This window comes from Brachybacterium subflavum (genome assembly GCF_009299795.1).
Lineage (GTDB): Bacteria > Actinomycetota > Actinomycetes > Actinomycetales > Dermabacteraceae > Brachybacterium > Brachybacterium subflavum.
This window is the reverse complement of the sequence record NZ_VIGP01000002.1, coordinates 23578-46393: the sequence shown is the minus strand read 5'-3', so window position 1 is coordinate 46393 and position 22816 is coordinate 23578. Positions and strand designations below refer to the sequence as shown.

17 protein-coding genes and 2 tRNA genes are annotated in these 22816 nt (G+C 72.6%); 14 read left to right on the top strand and 5 right to left on the bottom strand.

From position 1 onward, the window contains the following. Positions 1-79: 79 nt before the first annotated feature. From FHG10_RS04000 to FHG10_RS03990, 3 genes are read left to right on the top strand one after another with little or no spacing between them, the layout of a single operon-like run. Positions 80-1429 carry an MFS transporter gene (locus FHG10_RS04000; RefSeq protein ID WP_227488022.1) on the top strand — a complete coding sequence of 450 codons (1350 nt, stop codon included), beginning with the start codon at positions 80-82 and terminating at the stop codon, positions 1427-1429. 20 nt (positions 1430-1449) lie between these two features. Then, a complete protein-coding gene (locus FHG10_RS03995) occupies positions 1450-2208 on the top strand; it encodes an ABC transporter ATP-binding protein (RefSeq protein WP_406565150.1) in 759 nt (252 codons plus the stop codon). Continuing rightward, entirely contained in the window at positions 2208-3854 is a 1647-nt protein-coding gene (locus tag FHG10_RS03990; protein WP_152352061.1) for a hypothetical protein, read from the top strand. Before FHG10_RS03995 ends, FHG10_RS03990 begins: the two co-directional genes overlap by 1 nt. Here the strand turns inward: FHG10_RS03990 and FHG10_RS03985 are convergent. From FHG10_RS03985 to FHG10_RS03975, 3 genes are read right to left on the bottom strand one after another with little or no spacing between them, the layout of a single operon-like run. Next, complete coding sequence (locus tag FHG10_RS03985) at positions 3835-5049, bottom strand: aminotransferase-like domain-containing protein (RefSeq protein WP_227488021.1); 1215 nt, start codon at positions 5047-5049, stop codon at positions 3835-3837. The genes FHG10_RS03990 and FHG10_RS03985 overlap by 20 nt on opposite strands. A gap of 56 nt (positions 5050-5105) precedes the next feature. Beyond that, the gene (locus tag FHG10_RS03980; RefSeq protein WP_152352060.1) at positions 5106-5645 is read right to left on the bottom strand and encodes a methylated-DNA--[protein]-cysteine S-methyltransferase; all 540 of its coding nucleotides are present in this window, start codon (positions 5643-5645) and stop codon (positions 5106-5108) included. Then, on the bottom strand, positions 5642-7300 hold the full coding sequence (locus FHG10_RS03975; RefSeq protein ID WP_152352059.1) for a DNA-3-methyladenine glycosylase 2: 1659 nt from the start codon (positions 7298-7300) through the stop codon (positions 5642-5644). The genes FHG10_RS03980 and FHG10_RS03975 overlap by 4 nt, the downstream gene beginning before the upstream one ends. 241 nt (positions 7301-7541) lie before the next feature. On the opposite strand from FHG10_RS03975, the gene FHG10_RS03970 reads away from it, so the two are divergent. Together FHG10_RS03970 and FHG10_RS03965 are read left to right on the top strand one after the other, a co-directional pair. Then, complete coding sequence (locus FHG10_RS03970; RefSeq protein WP_227488020.1) at positions 7542-8774, top strand: Dyp-type peroxidase; 1233 nt, start codon at positions 7542-7544, stop codon at positions 8772-8774. Next, the gene (locus FHG10_RS03965) at positions 8771-9574 is read left to right on the top strand and encodes a family 1 encapsulin nanocompartment shell protein (RefSeq protein ID WP_152352057.1); all 804 of its coding nucleotides are present in this window, start codon (positions 8771-8773) and stop codon (positions 9572-9574) included. Before FHG10_RS03970 ends, FHG10_RS03965 begins: the two co-directional genes overlap by 4 nt. A 185-nt stretch (positions 9575-9759) precedes the next feature. On the opposite strand, the gene FHG10_RS03960 is transcribed toward FHG10_RS03965, so the two are convergent. Further along, positions 9760-9833 (bottom strand) — tRNA-Gly (locus FHG10_RS03960). Positions 9834-10073: 240 nt separating this feature from the next. Here FHG10_RS03960 and FHG10_RS03955 point away from each other — a divergent pair. Both FHG10_RS03955 and tig read left to right on the top strand, forming a co-directional pair. After that, positions 10074-10147, top strand: a tRNA-Pro gene (locus tag FHG10_RS03955). 89 nt (positions 10148-10236) lie between these two features. Continuing rightward, positions 10237-11940, top strand: coding sequence for a trigger factor (gene tig, locus FHG10_RS03950; RefSeq protein ID WP_152352056.1), 1704 nt, complete (start codon positions 10237-10239; stop codon positions 11938-11940). A 505-nt stretch (positions 11941-12445) separates the two neighbouring features. Here the strand turns inward: tig and FHG10_RS03945 are convergent. Further along, entirely contained in the window at positions 12446-13264 is an 819-nt protein-coding gene (locus tag FHG10_RS03945; RefSeq protein WP_152352055.1) for a C40 family peptidase, read from the bottom strand. 494 nt (positions 13265-13758) lie between these two features. Here FHG10_RS03945 and FHG10_RS03940 point away from each other — a divergent pair, with 494 nt between their 5' ends. The 7 genes from FHG10_RS03940 to nrfD all read left to right on the top strand — a co-directional run bounded on the left by FHG10_RS03940 (position 13759) and on the right by nrfD (position 22801). Beyond that, positions 13759-14373 carry an ATP-dependent Clp protease proteolytic subunit gene (locus FHG10_RS03940; protein WP_152352054.1) on the top strand — a complete coding sequence of 205 codons (615 nt, stop codon included), beginning with the start codon at positions 13759-13761 and terminating at the stop codon, positions 14371-14373. Positions 14374-14479: 106 nt separating this feature from the next. Then, the gene (locus FHG10_RS03935) at positions 14480-15130 is read left to right on the top strand and encodes an ATP-dependent Clp protease proteolytic subunit (RefSeq protein ID WP_152352586.1); all 651 of its coding nucleotides are present in this window, start codon (positions 14480-14482) and stop codon (positions 15128-15130) included. Positions 15131-15322: 192 nt separating this feature from the next. Beyond that, the gene (gene clpX, locus FHG10_RS03930) at positions 15323-16720 is read left to right on the top strand and encodes an ATP-dependent Clp protease ATP-binding subunit ClpX (RefSeq protein WP_152352053.1); all 1398 of its coding nucleotides are present in this window, start codon (positions 15323-15325) and stop codon (positions 16718-16720) included. A gap of 24 nt (positions 16721-16744) precedes the next feature. Next, complete coding sequence (locus FHG10_RS03925) at positions 16745-17122, top strand: chorismate mutase (protein ID WP_152352052.1); 378 nt, start codon at positions 16745-16747, stop codon at positions 17120-17122. Between the two features lie 125 nt (positions 17123-17247). After that, positions 17248-20667, top strand: coding sequence for a formate dehydrogenase (gene fdh / locus FHG10_RS03915; protein ID WP_193636190.1), 3420 nt, complete (start codon positions 17248-17250; stop codon positions 20665-20667). After that, on the top strand, positions 20667-21683 hold the full coding sequence (locus FHG10_RS03910; protein WP_152352049.1) for a 4Fe-4S dicluster domain-containing protein: 1017 nt from the start codon (positions 20667-20669) through the stop codon (positions 21681-21683). The genes fdh and FHG10_RS03910 overlap by 1 nt, the downstream gene beginning before the upstream one ends. Continuing rightward, the gene (gene nrfD / locus FHG10_RS03905; RefSeq protein ID WP_152352048.1) at positions 21680-22801 is read left to right on the top strand and encodes an NrfD/PsrC family molybdoenzyme membrane anchor subunit; all 1122 of its coding nucleotides are present in this window, start codon (positions 21680-21682) and stop codon (positions 22799-22801) included. Before FHG10_RS03910 ends, nrfD begins: the two co-directional genes overlap by 4 nt. The last annotated feature ends 15 nt before the right edge of the window (positions 22802-22816 follow it).

Genomic DNA, 22816 nt, shown 5'->3' with positions numbered 1-22816 from the left:
ACACTCCCGGCCCTCCCCGCCCTCCCGCACGGATGGACGGTCTTTGCCCTGGCGAACGGTCCGATGGGAGAGTAGGGACGTGACATCGCGCTCCTCCTCCGCCCCCGAGAGGCTCGGAGGAGGAGACGCCCGCAGCGTGGTCCGCTCCCTCGTCGGCCCGGTGTACGCACCCACCCTGATCGAGGCCTCCGGCAGCAACGCGCTGCTGCCCGTGATCCCGCTGCTCGCGCTCGCGCTCGGCTTCTCGGTGCCGATGACCGCCGCGATCACCCTCGTCTTCGGCATCGCCGCGGTCCTCGGCCCCATCCCCTCGGGCCGTCTCATGGATCGGGTGGGCGCGCAGAGGGCGCTCGTGGGCACGGGCCTGCTGCTCGTGGTCACGAACATCGTCGCGCTCGTGGTCATCGGCCGCGGGCTCGCCGAGGGGCCGACGCTCGTCCACCGCATCATGCTCGTCGTGCTGCTCGTGGTGATGGCCACGAGCTCCCAGGTGTGGGCGCTCGGGCGTCAGTCCTACCTCGGAGGGGCCCTGCCCGCGGCGATCCGCGCCCGGGGCATGACCCTGTTCGGCGGCATGGTGCGCATCGGGCAGGTCGTCGGCCCGCTGCTCGGCGCGGGCGTGACGGCGCTGGGCCACGAGAGCTGGGTCTTCGCCCTGTTCGCGGTGCTCAGCGGGACGGCGACGATCATGGTCGCGGTGTTCATGGTGCCGGGCGAGGGCCGACGGGCACCGCGCGCGGGCGCGGCCGACGGCCGCGCCCGCGTCGCTCCCGCCCGGGCGGATGCTCCCCGACGCAGCGCCGCCCGCTCGCGCCTGACCCGCGGGGTGCTCGCCCGCATGCTCGTGGTCGGCCTGGGCATCACCCCGCTGATGATGGCGCGCGTGAACCGGCCGACGATCGTCCCGCTGCTCGGCGCCGTCCTCGGGGTCGACGCCACCACCATCTCCGTCATCTTCGGCGTCTCCGCAGTCCTCGACATCGCGCTCGTGGTGCCGGCCGGCGTGCTCATGGACCGCTTCGGCCGCGCCGCCGTCGCCGTGCCGTGCTCGCTCATCATGGGCGCCGGCTTCGTGCTCATGGGGGTGCTCGCCCTGCGCGCGGGCACGACCGGCGGCTCCGTCGCCGTGCTCGCCCTGCTGATCCCGAGCCTGCTCATCTCGCTGGGCAACGGCCTGGGCTCGGGCATCGTGATGACGCTCGGCATCGACGTCTCCCCGGTGCACGGACGCACCAGGTACCTGGCCTGGTGGAACACCATGATCGGCGTGGGCCGGCTGACCGCCCCGCTGCTGGTCACCGTGATCACCCTGCTGGCGCCGGTGGCCGCCGCGTCGATCGCGAGCGGCGTGCTCTGCCTCGGCGGCGGGGCCTGGCTCGCCCGGGTGCTGCCGCGGCACACGCCCGCCCCCGAACCGCGGCGAGGGTGAGCGCGGGCGACGATCGTCGGATGCGAGGGACGGCCCCCATGAGGTTCCATCGGTGCATGCCGCGCACCCCGAGCACCTCGCCGTCCCCGCTCGTGCTCTTCGAGGACGTGGCCGTCCTCCAGGACGACGTGCTCATGCTCGACGACGCGACCGGGTCCGTCGACGCCGGCGGCGTGCTCGCCCTGCGCGGCCCCAACGGCGCGGGCAAGACCACGCTGCTGCGCGTGCTCGCCGGCCTGCTCGCGCCGACCACGGGGAGGGTGCGCATCGCGGGCAGGTCGCCGGATGACCGCGACCGGGAGTTCCGCCGCGCCCTCGCCGCCCTCATCGGCCCTCCCATGACCGCGCGCGACCTCACCATCGCCGAGCACCTGCGCTTCGTCGCCGCCACCTGGGGCAGCGGGCCGCGCGCCGCCGGCGAGGTCTCCGACTCGCTGCTCGAGGAGCTCGGCATCGCCGCGCTCGCCCGCCGGTATCCGCACGAGCTCTCGAGCGGCCAGTCCCAGCTCGTCGCGATCGCCCTCTCCCTCGCCCGTCCCTCCCGGGTGCTCGCCCTCGACGAGCCCGAGCAGCGTCTGGATCCCGACCGTCTGGAGCGCGTGATCGACGCCCTCGCCCGGCGCGCGGAGGGCGGCGCCGCGATCGTCGTCGCGACCCACAGCCCCCGCCTCGCGGAGGCCCTCGCCACGAAGACCGTGGAGCTCGCGGGGGACACGGAGGACGACGGCCCGGACGCCGGTGGGACCGCGCACGACGGCGACGCGGACGGGGCGCGCTGATGGCCGACCCGGCCTCGCGGGATCCCGCCGTGCAGAACGCCGTCGAGCAGGACCTCGCCGCGCAGGACCGTGCCGCGAAGGACGCCGTCGCACGGGTCTGGGCCGCACGCGCGAATGCCCGCGGCGCCCTCGACCTCGCCTATCTCCTGTACCTGGTCGTGATCACGATCCTCGTGATCGCCGTGCCGCTGCTGCGCGAGCTCGGCCTCCTGCTCGCCCGGCCCGACGTGCTCCCGGTGATCTCCGCGCCCGCGGCGGGCGGCCTCGTGACCGCAGGGCTGCTCCTCGCGGCGGGACTGCTCGTCCTGCTGGGGGCGAGCCGAGGACCGGCGGTGCTGCCGCCCTTCTTCGTGGTCACCCTCGCCTCCTCGCACCGTCCGCGGCGCACCGCCCTTGTGCGGCCCTTCGCCCGCACGGGCGCGGCGCTCGCGATCGGACTGCTCGTGCTGGCAGGCGTGATCGGCTGGGTCCTCGTGCTCGGAGGGTCGACGAGCCCGGCCGGGGCGGTCGCCCTGGGGATCGCGGGCCTCGGCACGACGGCGCTCCTCGAAGGCGCGTGGCTCGCCGGGCAGGTCCTGCCCGGGGCAGGACGCCGGATCCTCGCGCTCGTGCTCGGCCTCGGGGCCGTCGGCGCGGTGCTCGGGACGGTGCGCGGCGGCGCAGTGGTCCGGCGCCTGCTCGCCCTCGCGTATCCCGTCGGGGGAGCGGACATGGGCGTCCCGTGGGTAGCGGCGCTGGCCGTCCTCGTCCTCGGGCTGCTCGTGTCGATCCTGTGCGTTCCCGCGCTCGACCGCGTGCGCGGCACGGTGCTGCTCGAGCAGGCCGCGCGCTGGGAGTCGGCGCTCACGAGCGCGCGCAGCGGTGACCTCGCGGCGGCCGCCGGCACCTATCGGGTGCGGCCCACGGCCGGCCGACGCCTGCCGGCCGTGCGGACGGGCACGCGGAGCGCGGGACTCGTCGGCCTCTACCTGCGGCGTGATCTGGTAGCGCTCGTGCGCACCCCGGAGCGGCTCGTCCTCGGCGTGCTCGGCGTCCTCGCCGCGAGCATCCTCCTGGTCGCCGCCCGGGTGCTGATGGGGCCGCTCGGGTTCACGGCGCTCGTGCTCGGTGCGCTCCTGCTGTGGAGCGCGAGCGGGGTGTTCGTCGACGGGCTGCGCCAGGGCATCGAGTCCCTCGGCGCGCCGCGCCTGCTCGCGCAGGGCGTGGGTGCCCAGGTCCTCCTGCACTCCCTCGCGCCCCTGCTCGTGATCGGCCTGCTCAGCGTGCTCGGCTCCGGCCTCGGGGTGCTCGTGCTCCCGGACACGGGCCCGGACCCGGTCCCGGGCGCCGGCGGGGCGCTCGCCGTCGTGCTCGCCCCGGCGCTCGTGCCGCTGATGATCGTCGGACGGGCGCGCGACGCCGCCAAGGGGCCGATGCCCCTCGCGCTCGCCACCCCGATCCCGACGCCGCAGGGCGATGCCTCGATCCTCCCGCTCGTCGCCTGGCAGGCCGACGCGATCCTGTGCGCGCTGCTCGCCGCGGGCCTGCTGTTCCTCGCCCTCGGGGTGTCCTGGACGTGGGCGTTCGGACTCTGGGCGGTCGCCGGGGCGCTGCTCGCGAGCGATGCGCGCCGACGCGTGCAGGCGCTCAGCCGCGGCGGGCGATGACCTCTCCCAGACGGCCCACGCCGTCCGCGATCACCTCGGGGGAGTGGGTGACGAAGCTCAGACGCATCGTCGAGCGGTCCGCGTCCTCGGCGAAGAAGGACCAGCCGGGCAGGTAGGCGACGCCTGCGGAGACCGCGTCGGCCAGCAGGTCCTGCGCGTCCCAGCCCTCGCCGAGAGCAGCCCACAGGAACATGCCGCCCTGCGGCCGCGTGACGTGCGCGCCCCCGGGGAGCCGGCCCGCGAGGGCGCGGGCCATCGCGTCCCGTCGCTCCCGGTAGACCTCGATGACCTTCGCGACGTGCGCGTCGAGGTCCTTGGTCTCCAGGTAGCGGGCGACGGTGAGCTGGTCGACCACGGAGGACTGCATGGAGATCGCTGCCTTCGCGACGGCCAGGGTGTCCAGGATCGGGCCCTCGGCCCGGATCCAGCCGATGCGCACACCCGGGCTCATGAGCTTCGACATCGACTTCATGAGCAGGGTGCGCGAGGACATGCCGGGCTCGGAGGCGATCGGCGCGAAGCGCTCCCCGTCGAAGGAGAGCTCCCCGTAGGGGTCGTCCTCGATGAGCGGGACGTCGTGGCGACGCAGCACGTCCGCGACCTGTGCCCGGCGCTCGGCGGACATCGAGCGCCCGGTGGGGTTCTGGAAGGTGGGGATCAGGTAGACCAGGCGCGGGTGGTGCGCGCGGATCGCGGCGTCCAGCGCATCGGGCAGCACGCCGCCGTCGTCCGTGGCCACACCCACCATGCGCGCCCCGTGCACCGCGAAGGCCTGCACCGCGGCGAGGTAGGTGGGGGACTCGACGAGCACCACGTCTCCCGGCTCGATGAGCGCCTCCGCGGCGACGAACAGCCCCTCCTGCGACCCCGAGGTGACGCGGATCTGGGAGGCGTCGGTGGGCAGCTCGCGCGAGAGCCGGCGCGCGGCCTGCTCGCGCAGCTCCGCCTCGCCCTCGCTCACCCCGTACTGGAGGGCGCGGGTCCCCCGCTCGCGCAGCACCCAGTCGTAGCACTCGGCGATGTCCGCGAGGGCGAACAGGGAGGGGTCGGGGATGCCCCCGGCGAAGGAGACCACGTCGGGCCGCGCGGCGAGGGAGAAGATGTCCTTGAGCGGCGAGCTGGCCATCCCGGCGTAGCGGGCGGCGACGGGGAAGGCGAAATCTGGGGTGCTGGCCGAGCTCATCTGCGTGGACATGGGGACATGCTCGCACGCGGGCACCGGCCCGTCGCGCAGGGCGCGATGTGAGGCTCTCAGGCGCCGAGCACGCCCTCGATGCGCAGCAGAGCCTCCTTCGTGCCGATGCCTCCCGCGTAGCCGGTGAGGGAGCCGTCGGCCGCGACCACCCGGTGGCAGGGCACGAGGATCGAGATCGGGTTCGCGCCGACGGCCGCGCCGACCGCCTGCGCGGCGCGCGGCGAGCCGATCTGCCGGGCGAGCGACCCGTACGTGGTGGTGTCGCCGAAGGGGATCCGGCGCAGCTGCTCCCACACGCTGCACTGGAAGGCCGTGCCCTCGAGGCGCAGCGGCACGTCGAACACGGTGCGAGTGCCCGCGAGGAAGTCGAGCAGCTGGCGGGAGGCCTCCTCGAGCAGCGGATCCTTCCCGGTCACGTGGGTGCCGAGGCGCTCGGCGCGCGGGAAGTGCGCCTGGGCCTCGCGCCAGACGCCGGTGACGGCGTCGCCGTCGGCCGTGCGGCGGGCCGCGATGAGATAGCGGCCGACGGGGGTCTCGACGGCGAGGTGCCGCGAGGAGTCGTTCTGCGTCGTGCTGTTCTGCGCGGTGCTGTTCATGAGGTGCGTGTCCTTCGGGTGCGGTGGGCGGGCGGCAGGGAGGCGGCGTGGTGCCACAGGTGCAGGCTCGCGTACGAGCGCCAGGGGGCGGCGGGTGCGAGGGACACGGGGAGGTCGTCGAGGTCGTCGGCGATGCCGAGGTCGCGGGCGGCGGCGAGCAGGGCGACGTCCCGCGGGGGAGCGAGGTCGCTCCCGCGGGTGCCGCGCAGCAGCGCGTACCCGGCCGTCCAGGGACCGACGCCGGGCAGGGCGAGGACGGCAGCGTGCAGCGCGGCGGGGTCGAGGGCGTCGGCGTCGGGCGTCGCGGTGAGCGCCCCGACGAGCGCGCGGCGGCGGGCGCCGGGGCCGCGGTACCACTCCTCGGCCCGGGCGGCGGCGTCCTCGGGCACCGGGCCCACGCGGTGCACGCCGCCCACGTGCAGGGCGGAGGGCAGAGCCTCGCCCGCGAGATCGGTGGCCCGCGCGATCTGGTCGCGCGCCTGGGCGGCCGTGATCTGCTGGCCGACGATCGCCCACATCAGCGCCTCCGCGAGCGAGGGCAGTCCGGGCAGACGCACCCCGGGCCGCGCAGCGACGAGCGGGGCGAGCACGGGCAGCGCACGGGCGAGCGACGCGTCGATGCCGACGGGGTCCGCGTCCAGATCGAGCATGCGGCGCGCGAGGCCGACGGCCGCGCCGTAGTCGCGCACGTCGGCCAGATGCATCGTGGCCGGCAGCTGCGCCGTGCCGCGCCCGGTGAGCGCGGGCAGCGCGACCTCGAGCACGCCGGGGCCGTGGGGGAGGCGCACGGCCCGTCGCCAGAGGGCGCCGGAGGCGTTCCCGATGCCCGCGGTGCCCGCGGCGCCGTCCTCGGGAGCGGGGGCACGATCTGCGTGATGCGATACGGCGTCCGGCCCGTCGTCCCCCCGGACGATCTCGTCGACGCCCGCGACGGCGCGCGCGGCGAACCAGCGCGCGAGCCCGTCGCCGTCGAAGGGGAGGCGGACGGCGAGGCGGGCCCGCAGATGCGCGGCGTCGTCGTCGACAGCGGCCGCGTCGCGGTCGGGCCCGTGGGCGCCGGCGACGGCCGGGAGGGCCGGGCGTCCCTTCGCCCCGGCGCGCTCGCGGACCACGGAGGGCGCGTGCCCGAACACCCGCGTGAAGGTGTCGTGCAGCTGCCGCTCGCTGCCGAATCCCGCCGCGAAGGCGACCCGCCCGAGCGGCAGGTCTGTCTGGACGACGAGGTCGTGGGCGCGCCGGGCACGGCGCATGCGCGCGTGGGCGAGGGCGCTCGCGCCGGTGCGCGCGATGAGCGTCCGGTGCAGCGTGCGCTCGGAGACCGCGAGACGGGCGGCGAGCCGCGGCACCGAGCCGTCGTCGAGGGCACCGCCGTCGATGAGCCGCAGTGCGCGGCGCGCGAGATCGCCGGCGGGGTCCTCGTCCGGGGAACCGGGCGGGGCCGACGGCCCGCAGCGCTTGCAGGCGCGGAAGCCGGCCTCGACGGCCGCCGCGGCAGACGGCGCGAACTCGACGTTCGCGCGCGCCGGGGTGCGCGCCGGACAGGAGGGGCGGCAGAAGATCCCCGTCGAGCGGACGCAGGTGAAGAACGTGCCGTCGAAGCGGGCATCGCGCGCCCGGATCGCGGCGAAGCGCTCGTCGTCCGTCATCTCGTGCATGCCCCCAGTGAACTCCCTGCGCACCAGCGGCGCCAGCGGGATTCGGTCATCGCGGCGTGGGCATCGGCAGCCGTCGGACGAACCTGCATGCGGCTGCCGCCCGAGGGTCTAGCCTGAGAGCAGGACGGGGAGCACCGCTCCGCGGCCGGGGGCAGGACCCGCGGTCGCCCGGGCGCGGATGCTCCCGCGGAGCCGCTGGACCGGCCCCGACCCGCAGTCGACGAGCAGGGGGACGCAGCACGTGGACGATCCGAGCGCACCGATCCCGCAGCGGATCCTGCGACCGCTCACCGAGTCGGCGATCTTCCTGGTCCTGACCATCGACGAGGGCGGCGAGGACGGCGTGCGCGAGGTCCTCGACGGCTATACCGGGACCCTGCGCACCGTGCGCTCGCGGATCGTCGCGGCGGACCTCGGGTGCGTCGTCGGCATCGGCGCGCGCGCCTGGTCCCGCCTGTTCTCCGGGCCGGTCCCCCAGGGGCTGCACACCTTCCCCGCCCTGTCCGGGACGGTCCACGACGCCCCGTCGACCCCCGGCGACCTGCTCTTCCACATTCGCGCCCACCGCATGGACATGTGCTTCGAGCTCGCCGGCCAGCTCATGCGCCGGCTGCGGCCGCACACGACCGTGCAGGACGAGGTCCACGGGTTCCGCTACTTCGACTCCCGCGACGTCATCGGCTTCGTCGACGGCACCGAGAACCCCGAGGGCCGCGAGGCGCAGGGATTCGTGCTCCTGGACGAGGAGGCCGATCCCGACTTCGCCGGCGGCAGCTACGTCACCGTCCAGAAGTACGTGCACGACATGGAGGGCTGGGAGCAGCTCACCGTCGAGCACCAGGCCGATGCCATCGGCCGCCACAAGTGGGACAACGTCGAGATGGACGACGACACCAAGCCCGCCGACTCCCACACCGCTCTCACCGTCATCGAGGATGTCGACGGCACGCAGCTGAAGATCGTGCGCGACAACATGCCCTTCGGCAGCGCCGCGGCCGACGAGTTCGGTACGTATTGCATCGGCTACTCGCGCGATCTCGACGTCACCGAACAGATGCTGCGCAACATGTTCCTGGGCGACCCCGAGGGCACGAACCACGACCGGCTCCTGGACTTCTCGAGCGCGCTCACCGGCACCCACTTCTTCGTCCCCACCCTCGACTTCCTCGACGACATCCCGTCGGCGCCGGGGGAGGGGGACGACGATGACGCCACGCCCGCTGCCGGCGCCCCCGATACCGGCCCGTCGGACCCGTCCCCGTCGGACCCGGCCCCGTCGGACCCGGCCTTGTCGGACCCGTCCCCGTTGGACCCCGCCGAGGGGTCCCTGCGCATCGGTTCGCTCGCGCCCGCCGCCCCGAATGATCCGGGCCCCGACGATCCTGCCCGGCACGATCCAGACCTGCGAGTTCCCGCCCCGCACGATTCCGCCCCGCACAACCCCGGCACCACCGGGACGAAGGAGACGCCATGAACAACCTGCATCGCGAGCTCGCGCCGATCTCCACCGCGGCATGGGAGGACATCGAGGACGAGGCGAAGCGCTCGTTCCGCCGCAATGTCGCCGGGCGGCGCCTGGTCGACGTGAGCGGCCCCCACGGCCTCGACCTGGCCTCGGTCACCACCGGCCATCGCCGCCGCGTCGACCTCGGCCTCGAGGGCGTGCGCGGCAGCCTGCGCGAGTCCCAGCCGCTCACCGAGCTCACGGTCCCCTTCACCATCAGCCGGGAGGCGATCGACGACGTCGACCGCGGCGCCCAGGATCCCGACTGGGATCCCGTGGTCGACGCCGCCCGCACGATCGCGCTCGCCGAGGACCACGCCGTGTTCAACGGTCTGGAGGCCGCGCGCGTCACGGGGATCACGCCCGGCGCTCGGTCCCTCGCCCGGACGCTGCCCGAGGACGTGCGGGACTATCCCGACGCCGTCTCGCAGGCGATGACGGCGCTGCGCCTGGAATCGATCGACGGCCCGTACGCTCTCGCCCTCAGCGCGGACGCCTACCGCGAGGTCAACGAGACCACCAATCACGGATACCCGATCATCGAGCACCTCCGGCGCGTGCTCGACGGGCCGATCGTGTGGGCCCCCGCGATCGAGGGCGGCGTGCTGCTCTCGCGCCGCGGCGGAGACTTCGAGCTGACCATCGGCCAGGACGTCTCCATCGGCTACGACTCGCACGATGCGGACACCGTGACGCTCTACTTCCAGGAGTCGATCACGTTCCTCTCGTACACGCCGGAAGCCGCGGTCCCGCTGCTCGCGGCGGAGTGACCGGCAGCGACATTCGGGACGATTCCGTGCCGAAAACCTGGTGATTCCGGCACGGGATCCTCCCGACGGCCTCGCGAGCGCCGACGGCCGCAGCGAGCCGATGATCGTCGAGGCGACGACATGCGAAGAGCCCCGGACCGAACGGTCCGGGGCTCTTCGGCGTCCCGCAGCGGAGGCGGGGCCTCTGGAGCGGGCGACGGGAATCGAACCCGCGTCATCAGTTTGGAAGACTGAGGCTTTACCATTAAGCTACGCCCGCGTGACCAGCGCAGATGCTGTTCCCCGGCACCCTTTTCGGGTGCTGTCGAACATCGGATCCTCGGGAGCCCAGAGGCTCGTCGGACGTGCGCTGCATCGTGTGCGGCCGCCCCTATTAGACCAGAGGTGCGGGCTCGGGCGCACCTCGGCCCGGTCCCCGATGGCATGTCTCCCATCACAGGTGCCGGACGCGGCCGGGAGCGTGCAGGGGCGACCGGGTAGGATCTGGTGGGTTGCCCTCCGGGGTGTAGCTCAGCTTGGTAGAGCACCCGCTTTGGGGGCGGGATGCCGCAGGTTCAAATCCTGTCACCCCGACCCGCGGCTGGGTCGCCACCGTGCCGAGTCGCCGGGGCGGCGCCACCGGACAAGTCCAGAACACCGATAGACCTCAGGGAGACCTGCACGTGAAGACCGAAGTCGAGAAGCTCAGCCCGACCCGGGTGAAGCTCACCGTCGCTGTGCCGTTCGACGAGCTGAAGCCGGCCGTCGAGGCGGCAACGAAGAAGATCGCCGAGCAGGTGCAGATCCCGGGCTTCCGCAAGGGCAAGGTCCCCACGCGCCTGGTGGAGCAGCGCTTCGGTCGCCCGGCGATCATGCAGGAGGCCGTCAACGACGCCCTCCCGGAGTTCTACCAGAAGGCCGCGACCGAGTCGGAGATCCGCCCGCTGGGGCGTCCCGAGGTCGAGGTCACCGAGATCCCGGGCCTGGACGGCACCGACGCCGGTGACCTGAACTTCACGGTCGCGCAGGACGTGCGCCCCGAGTTCACCCTCCCCGAGCTCTCCGACGTGGTCGTCGAGATCGAGGAGCCCACGGTCGACGACGACGCCGTCCAGGTGCGCCTGGACGCTCTGCGCGAGCGCTTCGGCACCCTCGTGGGCGTCGACCGTCCCGCGCAGGACGGCGACTTCGTCTCCCTCGACATGACCGCGAAGGTCGGTGACGAGGAGGTCGAGTCCGTCGAGGGCGTGTCGTACCACATCGGCGAGGGCAACATGCTCGACGGCCTGGACGAGGCGCTCATCGGCCTGTCGGGCGGCGAGACCACGACCTTCACCTCGAAGCTCGCCGGCGGCGACCGCGCCGGCGAGGACGCGGACATCACCGTCACCGCCCAGAGCGTGAAGGTGCGCGAGCTGCCCGAGGCCGACGACGAGTTCGCCGAGATGGCCTCCGAGTTCGACACCATCGACGAGCTCAAGGCCGACCTCAAGGAGCAGGCCGCGAAGGACGCCGAGGGCAACCGTGTGGCCCTGGCCCGCAACGCCTTCCTCGACAAGCTCGTCGCGGACCTCGACCTGCCTGTGCCGGATCAGCTCGTCGAGGACGAGATCGCCCAGCACCTCGAGAACGAGGGCAAGGAGCCCGGCGACCCGCACGCCGAGGAGATCCGCGAGGACACGATCTCCGGCATCCGTGCGCAGTTCGTGCTCGACGCGCTCAACGAGACCCGCGAGGTCCAGGTGGAGCAGGAGGACCTCATGTCCTACCTGAGCCAGCTCGGCGCCCAGTACGGCATCGACCCCAACCAGCTCATCTCGATGCTGGCCCAGTCCGGCCAGCTCGAGCAGGTCTTCGCCGAGGCCCAGCGCTCCAAGGCCCTCGACGTGGCCCTCGCCGACATCACGGTGAAGAACACCGCCGGCGACGTGCTCGACCTGGGTCTGACCAAGGCCGACGCCGTCGAGGCGGATGCCGACGCCGAGGGCGAGGAGGCCGAGAAGGCTCCCGCGAAGAAGGCGCCGGCCAAGAAGGCCCCCGCGAAGAAGGCGCCGGCCAAGAAGGCTCCGGCCACCAAGGCGACCGCCTCGAAGTCCTCCGCCGCGGCGGAGGACGCCGAGGGCGAGGAGAAGACCCCGGCGAAGAAGGCTCCGGCCAAGAAGAGCACCGCCGCGAAGTCGACCACCTCGACCGCCGCCAAGAAGACGACCGCCGCGAAGTCCACGACCTCGAAGACGGCCGCCTCCAAGACGACCGCGTCGAAGTCCGCCTCGACCAAGACCACCGCGTCGAAGTCGACGGCCGCCAAGAAGCCCGCCGCCTCCAAGGCGACGTCGGCCACGTCCGCGGCAGCCAAGAAGTCCGAGGAGTCCGCCGAGGACAAGTGATCCTCGCAGGACACCACCCGGGCCGCGTCCGCTGAGACGCGCCGGGACACAGGAACGGGCCGCCCGCCGGAGAGATCCGGTGGGCGGCCCGTTCCCTGTGCGCCGTGGACTGTGCTGCGGTGTGCCCGGGTGCGCCGGGGTCGGTAGGTCGTACTCCAGAGGGCAAGGGCGGTCGGAGCGGTCATGAGGACGGCCGCGCGCACCGTCGCCTCCCCGGGGGCATCCCGCATCGGTTCCGGCTCCAGTCCCTGCCGCGCGGCGTGTGAGCTCGCGCTGTGAGGCGGCGGGTGACGAGTCGTGCCCGGGGCGCTGAGGCAGGATCCTTGGATCTGCCTCACGCCACCCGCACGCGGGCCCGTGCTCCGGCCCGCACGCCCACCCCGGCCTCACGCCCACGCGTCCGCCGCACCACGGGCGCGCACACGCAGAACGGGGCGGCACCTGTGCGGTGCCGCCCCGTTCCGGGCTGCCGTGGTGATCGTGGGGCCGCGGAGGGCCCGCTCGATCAGCGGTAGGAGATGAAGGTCGGGCTGCCCCAGATGGTGCGCTCGACGACCTGCTGGCGGGAGCCGGACGCGTCGATGACCTTGTTGTTGCCGGCGTAGATGCCGACGTGACCGGGCCAGTGGACGATGTCGCCGGGCTGGGCCTGCGACTGGGAGATGCGGGTGCCGCCGGCCGCCTGGCCGCTCGAGGTGCGCGGCAGGGACTTGCCGGCCTGCGAGTAGGCGTAGGTGGTCAGGCCCGAGCAGTCGAGGCCGCTCGACGGGTTCGAGGAGCCCCAGCTGTAGTGGACGCCGATCTGCGAGCGCGCGGCCGAGACGATCGAGGAGCCGGAGGTGCTCGACGAGGAGCTGGAGGCGCTCGCGGAGGAGCCGCCGTTCAGCGCGCCGCGGGTCTCGGGGCCGACGCGGCCGTCGACGCGCAGGCCGTTGGTCGACTGGAAGTCGCGCACGGCGGCGTTGGTCTTGGTGCCGAACACGCCGTCCACGGCGAGGTGGGCGCCGTGATCGTTGAGGGAGGCCTGGAGGGCGGAGACCCGCTCGCCGCGGACGCCCGAGAACAGGGTCGCGCCGGCGCTGAGCGACGTGCTCTTGGCGGAGGCCGTGGTGGTCACGGCGGCCTTGGCGGTGCTCGCGCTCGTGGTGTTCTGCGCCGGGGCGGCGGGGGCGGTCTGCGCGGTCGCGCCCTGCATGGTGAAGGCCGATCCGACCAGGACCGTGCCGAGGACGGCGGCGCCGCTCGCGGTGCGGACCGCGGCCGAGGAGGCGCTGATCGGGGTGACGGCGCGGCCGGCGGCGCGGTGCGTGTTCTTCTGGGCCATGTGAGGCGGGGTCCTTCCGGGTCTCATCCAGGGGGTCGGATGACGGCGTGCAGGGTCCTCATCCGGTGCTGGATGAACGGTGCGGGGTGCTCGGCGCTGCGGGCGGGGAAGGCCTCTGCTTCGTCCGGCACTTTGAGACTAGTTCCGCGGAATAGTGGGGGCCAGCGGTTTGGTGCACCCCGACCAGCTCCTTTGCCACTCCTTGGGAAAGCGCAGAACCTTCATGGCCAGGCAGGGAGCCTCCTTTACCGCGCGGGGGCGCAGGACGTGACCCGCTCCGCGGGCGGCACCTTCGTCGGTGGGCCGGCCGGGTCCCTCGTCGCCCGGCCGATCGGTCCCGCGCCGGCGGGTCCGCCGGGACGCTCCCGGTCCGCCGGCGGGGCCGCTCGGAACGGGGCACGGGTGTGCGCCTGCGGCGAACAGCATGCCGGGGGAGCGGGCGCTCGACATAGAGTCGACCCCATCGAGAAGTCGGCCCCTCTAAGGAGTAATCCATGACCTCGCAGCCCCGCAACGCCTCGGGCGACACCCCCATGGGACTGGACGACAACGTCTATCAGCGCCTGCTGCGCGAGCGCATCGTCTGGCTCGGGGAGGACGTGCGCGACGACAACTCCAACGCCATCTGCGCCAAGCTCCTGCTGCTCGCGGCGGAGGACCCCGAGAAGGACATCTACCTCTACATCAACAGCCCCGGCGGCTCCATCACCGCGGGCATGGCCATCTACGACACCATGCAGTACATCCAGCCCGACGTCGTCACCATCGCCATGGGCATGGCGGCGTCGATGGGCCAGTTCCTGCTGTCCTCCGGCGCGTCCGGCAAGCGCTACGCGACCCCGAACACCCGCGTGCTCATGCACCAGCCGCTCGGCGGCCTCGGCGGCACCGCGAGCGAGATCAAGATCCAGGCGGACCTGATCCTGTCCATGAAGAAGCAGATGGCGGAGCTGACGGCCGAGCAGACCGGCAAGAGCGTCGAGCAGATCATCGCCGACGGCGACCGCGACCACTGGTTCACCGCTCCCGAAGCCCTCGAGTACGGCTTCATCGACGGGATCGTCACCCGTGCGGACGACGTCAGCGGCGGGGGCGGGACCGACGACTGAGCCGCCCGTCGGCCCGCATCCGTCGCACCCGAACCGTCTTCACGAACCACCCAAGGAGCACCACGTGACCTTCGATCCCCGCTTCGCCCCCCAGGCAGGCGCCGGCATGCCCATCGCGCAGGCCGGGCCGATGCCGTCCTCCCGCTATGTCCTGCCGCAGTACGAGGAGCGCACGGCGTACGGCTTCAAGCGCCAGGACCCCTACACCAAGCTGTTCGAGGACCGCATCATCTTCCTGGGCGTCCAGGTCGACGACGCCTCGGCCGACGACGTCATGGCCCAGCTGCTCGTGCTGGAGTCGCAGGACCCTGACCGTGACATCACGCTGTACATCAACAGCCCCGGCGGCTCGTTCACCGCGCTCACCGCGATCTACGACACCATGCAGTACATCAAGCCCGACATCACCACGGTGTGCCTCGGGCAGGCGGCCTCCGCGGCGGCCGTGCTGCTGGCGGCGGGCGCTCCCGGCAAGCGCCTCGCGCTGCCCAACGCCCGCATCCTCATCCACCAGCCCGCGATGGGCGGCCAGGGCGGCGGCCAGGCCTCGGACATCGAGATCCAGGCCAACGAGATCCTGCGCATGCGCGAGTGGCTCGAGACCACGCTCGCCCACCACACGGGACGCGCGCCCGAGGACGTCAACCGCGACATCGAGCGCGACAAGATCCTCACCGCGCAGGGCGCCCTCGAGTACGGCCTGGTCGACCAGGTGCTCGCCTCGCGGAAGGACGCCCCCGGCCAGCTCTCCCGCTGAGCCGGCAGCACCGGGCCGCGCCCCATGGGGCGCCGCGCGCGGCCCCGGAGTTCCTGACCCCGGGGCCGCGCGTCTCCCACGACGCGGGAGCGCGCTGGGCTACCGTTGATGCACGCGGACGCCGTCCGCGGGCGGCAGCGACCGCGGCGGCACGAGCCGCAACGGCCGGACCGGAAAGGGAAGAGGACGGACATGGCGCGCATGAGCGACGGAGCCGACGTGTTCAAGTGCTCCTTCTGCGGCAAGTCGCAGAAGCAGGTGGAGCGCCTGATCTCGGGCCCGCAGGTGTACATCTGCGAGGAGTGCATCGAGCTGTGCAACGAGATCATCGCCGAGGAGGTCCAGGCCGCCAAGCCCGCCGCCGAGGAGCCCGCACCCCTGCCCAGCCCGCGGGAGATCTTCGACTTCCTGCAGCAGTACGTCGTCGGCCAGGACCCCGCCAAGAAGGCGCTCTCGGTCGCCGTCTACAACCATTACAAGCGCGTGCGCGCCCAGGAGGCCGCCGCCGAGGCGACCCAGGGGCCGGCCGTCGCCGGCACGGCGAAGGATGCGACGCCCGCCAAGGGGGCGAAGGGGCCCGCCCGTGCAGGCGCCCCCGGCGCCGATGAGGCCGAGGAGAGCACCGAGGAGGAGGTCGAGGTCGCCAAGTCCAATGTGCTGATCGTCGGCCCCACCGGATGCGGCAAGACCTACCTCGCCCAGACCCTCGCGCGCCTGCTCGACGTGCCCTTCGCGATGGCCGACGCCACGGCGCTCACCGAGGCCGGCTACGTGGGCGAGGACGTCGAGAACATCCTGCTCAAGCTGCTCCAGGCCGCCGACTACGACGTCGCCAAGGCCGAGCGCGGCATCATCTACATCGACGAGGTCGACAAGATCGGCCGCAAGGCCGAGAACCCGTCGATCACGCGGGACGTCTCCGGGGAGGGCGTGCAGCAGGCGCTGCTGAAGATCCTCGAGGGCACTGTGGCGGCGGTGCCGCCGCAGGGCGGACGCAAACACCCCCATCAGGAGTTCATCCAGATCGACACGACGAACGTGCTGTTCATCGTGGCCGGCGCCTTCGCCGGGATGGAGGACATCATCGGCTCGCGCATCGGCAAGCGCGGCATCGGGTTCGGCGCCGAGCTGCACGCGCCCATGGAGCAGACGGAGATCTACTCCAAGCTGCTGCCCGAGGACCTCCTGAAGTTCGGCCTGATCCCGGAGTTCATCGGCCGCCTGCCCGTGCTCACGAGCGTGGCGAACCTGGATCGCGAGGCGCTCATCCAGATCCTCACGGAGCCCAAGAACGCCCTGGTCAAGCAGTATCAGAAGATGTTCGAGCTCGACGGCGTCGAGCTCGACTTCGAGCGCAGCGCCCTCGAGGCCATCGCCGAGCGCGCGATCGAGCGCGGCACCGGCGCGCGCGGTCTGCGCGCGATCCTCGAGGAGACCCTGCAGGCGGTCATGTTCGAGGTGCCCTCGCGGCGCGACATCGCCCGCGTGGTCATCACCGAGGGCGTGGTGACCGACGGCCGTGCCCCGCTGATGGTGACCACCGCCGAGGTCGAGCGCGAGTCCGAGGACCGCCACGAGCAGAGCGCCTGAGCGGCGCACGAGGGAGACGCGACCATGGCGCGCCACGAGGACACCACCCCGCCCGACGTCCGGGCGAGCGAGATCCGTGCCGACGGGGAGGGCTCGCCCGAGGACGTCGAGCGCGCCCGGGCCCTGCTCGCCGAGGAGCGCTCCAGCATCGACAACATCGATGCGGCGCTCGTGAACCTGCTCGCCGAGCGCTTCCGCCACACCCAGCGCGTGGGCCGGCTGAAGGCCGAGCACGGCCTGCCGCCCGCCGACCCCCGTCGTGAGGAGCAGCAGGTCGCCCGCCTGCGCGCGCTCGCGCAGGAATCCGGGTTGGACCCCGTGTTCGCCGAGTCCTTCCTGAAGTTCATCGTCACCGAGGTCATCCGCCACCACGAGCAGATCCGGGGCGAGGACGCCTCCTGATCCGTCGGCCGATCCGCTCGTCACCCCGCCGTCAGCCGAAGGCCCCCGCCACCCGGCCTGACACGACGTCAGAATCTCGGCCGATGCGGCCGCGAAGAGGCGTTTCGCCGGAGTAGCATCGGCGTATGCCCCGCTTCAGTTTCCTCGAGTGGCCGGTCGTGCGCCAGCTGCGAGACGGCGACGTGCTCGGCCGCGGAACCTCCGTGACCTCGCAGCGCACCCGCAGCATCACGCCCCGCACGGCCGAGGCCGACCACGTCGCGCACAGCGTGTGCCCGTACTGCGCGGTCGGCTGCGGTCAGCTCGTCTACTCGAAGGACGGGAAGGTCACGCAGATCGAGGGCGATCCCGCCTCGCCGATCTCGCGCGGGCGCCTGTGCCCGAAGGGGTCGGCGAGCGAGCAGCTCGTGAACTCCCCGCGCCGCATCACGAAGGTGCGCTACCGCCGCCCCTACGGGACCGAGTGGGAGGACCTCGACCGCGACACCGCGATCGACATGATCGCCGACCGCTTCCTCGAGGCGCGCCGCAAGCACTGGGAGGACGTGGACGCCAAGGGCCACGCCCTGCGGCGGACGATGGGCATCGCGAGCCTCGGCGGCGCGACCATCGACAACGAGGAGAACTACCTCGCCAAGAAGCTGTTCACCGCGGCGGGCGCGATCCAGATGGAGAACCAGGCGCGCATATGACACTCCGCCACGGTTCCCAGTCTGGGAGCCTCGTTCGGACGCGGAGGCGCCACCCAGTCCCTCCAGGACATGGCCAACGCGGATTGCATCATCATCCAGGGCTCGAATATGGCCGAGGCCCATCCCGTGGGCTTCCAGTGGGTGATGGAGGCGAAGTCCCGCGGAGCCACGATCATCCACGTGGACCCGCGCTTCACGCGCACCTCGGCCAACGCGCACAAGCACATCCCCACGCGCGCCGGGAGTGACGTCGTGCTGCTGGGCGCGCTCATCAACCATGTGCTGAGCAACGACCTGTACTTCAAGGATTACGTGCTGGCGTACACCAACGCCTCCACGATCATCTCCGAGGAGTACCTGGACACCGAGGACCTCGAGGGGCTGTTCTCCGGCTACGACCCGGAGACCGGCACCTACGATCCCGCGTCCTGGGCGTACTCGGCCCCGGGCGAGGGCGGGAAGGTCTCCGACGCGAGCGCCTACGAGGGCCGGGAGGGCTCCCACTGGACCGCCGGCCGCGCCGGCGCCGGCGAGGCGTTCGGATCGGGCGGCCCGCCGCTCGAGCACGGAGTCCCCGCACGGGACGAGACCCTGCAGGACCCGCACACGGTCCTGCAGATCCTCAAGCGCCACTACTCCCGGTACACCCCGGAGATGGTCACCGAGGCCTGCGGCATCTCGCGCGAGGACTTCGACTACCTCGCTCGCAAGCTCGTGGAGAACTCCGGCCGCGAGCGCACCACGTGCTTCGCCTACGCGGTGGGCTGGACCCAGCACGTGGGCGGCGCCCAGTTCATCCGCACCGCGGCGATGCTGCAGCTGCTGATGGGGAACGTCGGCCGACCGGGCAGCGGCATCATGGCGCTGCGCGGGCACGCCACCATCCAGGGGTCGACGGACATCCCGACTCTGTTCAACCTGCTGCCGGGCTACCTGCCCATGCCCAAGGCGGGATCGCACGACGACTTCGGGACCTACGCCGACTCCATCGGCCGCAAGGAGCAGAAGGGCTTCTGGGCCGAATCGCGCACCTACGCCGTGAACCTCCTCAAGGCATGGTGGGGCGAGCACGCCACCGCGGAGAACGACTTCGCCTTCGACTACCTGCCGCGGCTCGACGGCCCGGCGGGCACCTACCAGACGCTGATGCGGATGCTCGACGACGGCGTGGACGGCTACTTCCTGCTGGGGCAGAACCCGGCGGTGGGATCGGCGAACGGCCGCATGCAGCGCCTGGGCATGTCCCACCTGAAGTGGATGGTCGTGCGGGACTTCTCCATGATCGAGTCCGCGACCTGGTGGAAGGAGGGACCGGAGATCGACTCGGGCGAGCTGCGCACGGAGGACATCGGCACCGAGATGTTCTTCCTGCCCGCGGCGAACCACACCGAGAAGGCCGGCTCCTTCACCCAGACCCAGCGCCTCGTGCAGTGGCGCGAGAAGGCCGTGGATCCGCCCGGCGACGCGCAGAGCGAGCTCGAGTTCCTCTATGAGCTGGGCCATCGCATCCGCGAGAAGCTCCGGGGCTCGACCGATCCCCGCGACCGGCCGCTGCTCGACCTCACCTGGGACTATCCCGTGGACGAGGAGGGCGAGGTCGACCCGGAGGCCGTGATCGCCGAGATCAACGGCCGCTACGAGACCGGCCCGAAGGCCGGGCGTCCGCTGAGCGGCTACACGGAGATGGCAGACGACGGCTCGACCTCCGGCGGCTGCTGGATCTACACCGGTGTCTACGCCGACGGCATCAACCAGGCCGCCCGCAAGAAGCCCGGCTACGAGCAGGACGAGTTCGCCCACGAGTGGGGATGGGCGTGGCCCATGAACCGGCGCATCCTCTACAACCGCGCCTCGGCCGACCCCGACGGCAAGCCCTGGAGCGAGCGCAAGAAGCTCCTGTGGTGGGACGAGAAGGCGGAGAAGTGGGCCGGCTCCGACGTCCCGGACTTCCCCGCCGACAAGGCTCCGCACGATCCGGGTGACGTGGAGGCGGGCGGGGCGAAGGGCCTGGCCGGGAACGACGCCTTCGTCATGCAGTCCGACGGGCGCGGCTGGCTGTTCGCGCCGACGGGACTGGTCGACGGTCCGCTCCCGACCCACTACGAGCCCGTGGACTCCTCGATCCCGAACCCGCTCTACCCGCAGCAGGCGAACCCGACGCGCGAGTTCATCCAGGACCGGGACAACCTCAACGCCCCGGGGAAGACGGGCGACGCCCGCGAGGACGTGTACCCGTACTACTTCTCGACGTACCGCGTCACCGAGCACCACACGGCGGGCGGCATGAGCCGCTGGCTGCCCTATCTCGCCGAGCTCCAGCCTCAGCTGTTCTGCGAGATCTCCCCGGAGCTCGCCGCGGAGGTCGGGATCGAGCCGTACGGCTGGGCGACGATCATCACCCCGCGCGCCGCGATCGAGGCGATCGCCCTGGTCACGGAGCGCATGAGGCCGCTGACGATCTCGGGGCGCACCGTGCACCAGATCGGTCTGCCCTACCACTGGGCGCAGGGGACGCACGCGGTGGTCGAGGGCGACAGCGTCAACGACCTCATCGCGATGAACCTGGATGCGAACACGCAGATCCAGAACTCGAAGGTCACGGCCTGCGCGATCCGGCCCGGCCGTCGGCCCCGAGGGGCGGCGCGCCAGGAGCTGGTCGAGGAGCTCCAGCGCCGCGCCGGGCTCCAGCTCGACACCGGCGACCAGCTGCTCACGGCGCCCGACTTCCCCGAGGGCACCGAGAGGCAGGACATCGACCTGCAGAGCGGGGAGTCGATCGAGGAGACCTTCGACCTGCCGCCCCACGAGCGCGCCGACGAGGACCACCGCACCGCCGGAACGGAGGAGGACTGATGGGACTGCTGTCCGGACCCGAGGAGAACCCCGCCGCCGACTCCGGATGGGGCCACGACCACGCGCGCAACGGGTTCTTCACCGACACCTCGATCTGCATCGGCTGCAAGGCGTGCGAGGTCGCGTGCAAGGAGTGGAACCGCAATCCCCAGGACGGCGACCTGAAGATCCTGGGCTCGTCCTACGACAACACCGGCTCGCTCGGCGCGAACACCTGGCGCCATGTGGCCTTCGTCGAGCAGACGAAGGACCGCATCGAGGAGGCGCGCGAGTCGGGGCGCAAGCTCGTCTCCCTCGGCATGCCCACGATCGGGCCCCGCAGCGGCGCCACCGCGCCCGGCGGGCGCCCCGGCGAGGACCTCGCCGGCGTGGACACCACGCCCCCGGACACGCCGGAGTTCCGCTGGCTGATGTCCTCGGACGTCTGCAAGCACTGCACGCACGCCGGCTGCCTGGACGTGTGCCCGACGGGGGCCCTGTTCCGCACCGAGTTCGGCACGGTGGTGGTCCAGTCCGACATCTGCAACGGCTGCGGCACCTGCGTGGGCGGCTGCCCCTTCGGCGTCATCGAGCGCCGCGACGACGGCACGGTCTCCCCGAAGGAGGATCGCGGCCGCGTGCAGCAGGAGGTGCCGAACAAGGGCACCGCGAACAAGTGCACCCTGTGCTACGACCGGCTGGTCGAGGGCGAGGAGCCCGCGTGCGCGAAGACCTGCCCCACCACGTCGATCAAGTTCGGGGACCGCTCCGACATGGTCGAGCAGGCCCATGAGCGCGTCGCCCAGCTCCACGCCCAGGGCATGACTGAGGCGCGTCTGTACGGGGCGAACCCGCAGGACGGCGTGGGCGGCACCGGCTCGGTGTTCCTGCTGCTGGACGAGCCCGAGGTCTACGGCCTGCCCCCGGATCCGCAGGTGCCCACGGCCGAGCTACCGCACATGTACCGCACCGCGGCCGTCGCCATGGGCGGCATGCTGGTCGCGACCGCTCTCGCGTTCCTGGGAGGACGTCGGTGACCCATTCCGAGTACGACGAGTACCGCCCGCCAGAGCCCCCGCGCCGACGCCGGCGCGGAGGTGGGAAGGGCGGCGCCGGCGGCGGGGGGCGGCGCCGCCGCGACATGACCGAGAGCGGGGGCGGCGACGGCTCGCGCGAGATCGCGATGGTCGAGGACGTCGAGTTCGAGTCCTACTACGGCCGTCCCGTCGTCAAGGCGCCGCCGTGGGAGACCCCCATCGGGATCTACCTGTTCGTGGGCGGTCTCGCGGGCGCCTCGGGCCTGCTGCAGGCCGGGGCCGCGCTCACCGGGAACGCCGAGCTGCGCCGCAGCGCCCGCCTGGTCGCGATCGCCGCGGTGGGCGTGGGAACCCCTTCGCTCATCATCGACCTGGGGCGCCCCGAGCGCTTCCTGCACATGATGCGCGTGATCAAGGTGAGCTCCCCGATGAGCCTGGGCACCTGGATCCTCAGCTCCTATGCGAGCGGCGCCGCGATGACCGCGGCGGCCGAGGTGGACCGGATGACGGGCGAGCGCCTGCCGCTCGGTCCGCTGCGCCCGCTGCTGCGCCTGGCCGAGGGCCCGTCGGCCGTCCTCCAGGGCGCGATGGGCGCCCCGCTTGCCGCGTACACCGCCGTGCTGCTGGGCGACACCGCCGTGCCGACCTGGAACGCGGCCCGCCACGGCCTGCCCTTCGTGTTCGTCTCCTCGGCGAGCCTCGCCGCCGGGGGCATGGCGATGGCGCTGACCTCGCGGAAGAAGGCGGGCCCGGCGCGGCTGCTGGCCGCGGCGGGCGTCGTCGGCGACCTCGTGGGCATGCACTTCACGAAGTCGACGATGCACCCGCTGGAGTCCGAGCCCCTCGAGGAGGGCACGCCCGGGAAGCTTCTCACCTGGGCCGAGCGCCTCGCGGTCGCCGGCGGCATCGGCACCCTGTTCGCGCGGCGCAGCCGCTCGGTCGCCGTCGCGAGCGGCCTGGCCCTCGCGGGCGCCTCCGCCCTCACGCGCTTCGGCGTGCTGAAGGCCGGCCACGAGTCGGTGAAGGACCCGCGGCGCGTGATGATCCCGCAGAAGGACCGCCTCGAGAAGCGCCGCGCCGCCGGCATCACCGACGACTCGATCACCACCGGGTGGTGATCCGGCGCCCGGCAT

Bases quoted from the DNA above. Each gene is read 5' to 3' on its own strand.
- FHG10_RS03995 (WP_406565150.1), top strand. From the start codon at position 1,450: ATGCGAGGGACGGCCCCCATGAGGTTCCATCGGTGCATGCCGCGCACC.
- FHG10_RS03990 (WP_152352061.1), top strand. From the start codon at position 2,208: ATGGCCGACCCGGCCTCGCGGGATCCCGCCGTGCAGAACGCCGTCGAG.
- FHG10_RS03985 (WP_227488021.1), bottom strand. From the start codon at position 5,049: ATGTCCACGCAGATGAGCTCGGCCAGCACCCCAGATTTCGCCTTCCCC.
- FHG10_RS03980 (WP_152352060.1), bottom strand. From the start codon at position 5,645: ATGAACAGCACCGCGCAGAACAGCACGACGCAGAACGACTCCTCGCGG.
- FHG10_RS03975 (WP_152352059.1), bottom strand. From the start codon at position 7,300: ATGCACGAGATGACGGACGACGAGCGCTTCGCCGCGATCCGGGCGCGC.
- FHG10_RS03965 (WP_152352057.1), top strand. From the start codon at position 8,771: ATGAACAACCTGCATCGCGAGCTCGCGCCGATCTCCACCGCGGCATGG.
- FHG10_RS03945 (WP_152352055.1), bottom strand. From the start codon at position 13,264: ATGGCCCAGAAGAACACGCACCGCGCCGCCGGCCGCGCCGTCACCCCG.
- FHG10_RS03940 (WP_152352054.1), top strand. From the start codon at position 13,759: ATGACCTCGCAGCCCCGCAACGCCTCGGGCGACACCCCCATGGGACTG.
- FHG10_RS03935 (WP_152352586.1), top strand. From the start codon at position 14,480: ATGCCCATCGCGCAGGCCGGGCCGATGCCGTCCTCCCGCTATGTCCTG.
- clpX (WP_152352053.1), top strand. From the start codon at position 15,323: ATGGCGCGCATGAGCGACGGAGCCGACGTGTTCAAGTGCTCCTTCTGC.
- FHG10_RS03925 (WP_152352052.1), top strand. From the start codon at position 16,745: ATGGCGCGCCACGAGGACACCACCCCGCCCGACGTCCGGGCGAGCGAG.
- FHG10_RS03910 (WP_152352049.1), top strand. From the start codon at position 20,667: ATGGGACTGCTGTCCGGACCCGAGGAGAACCCCGCCGCCGACTCCGGA.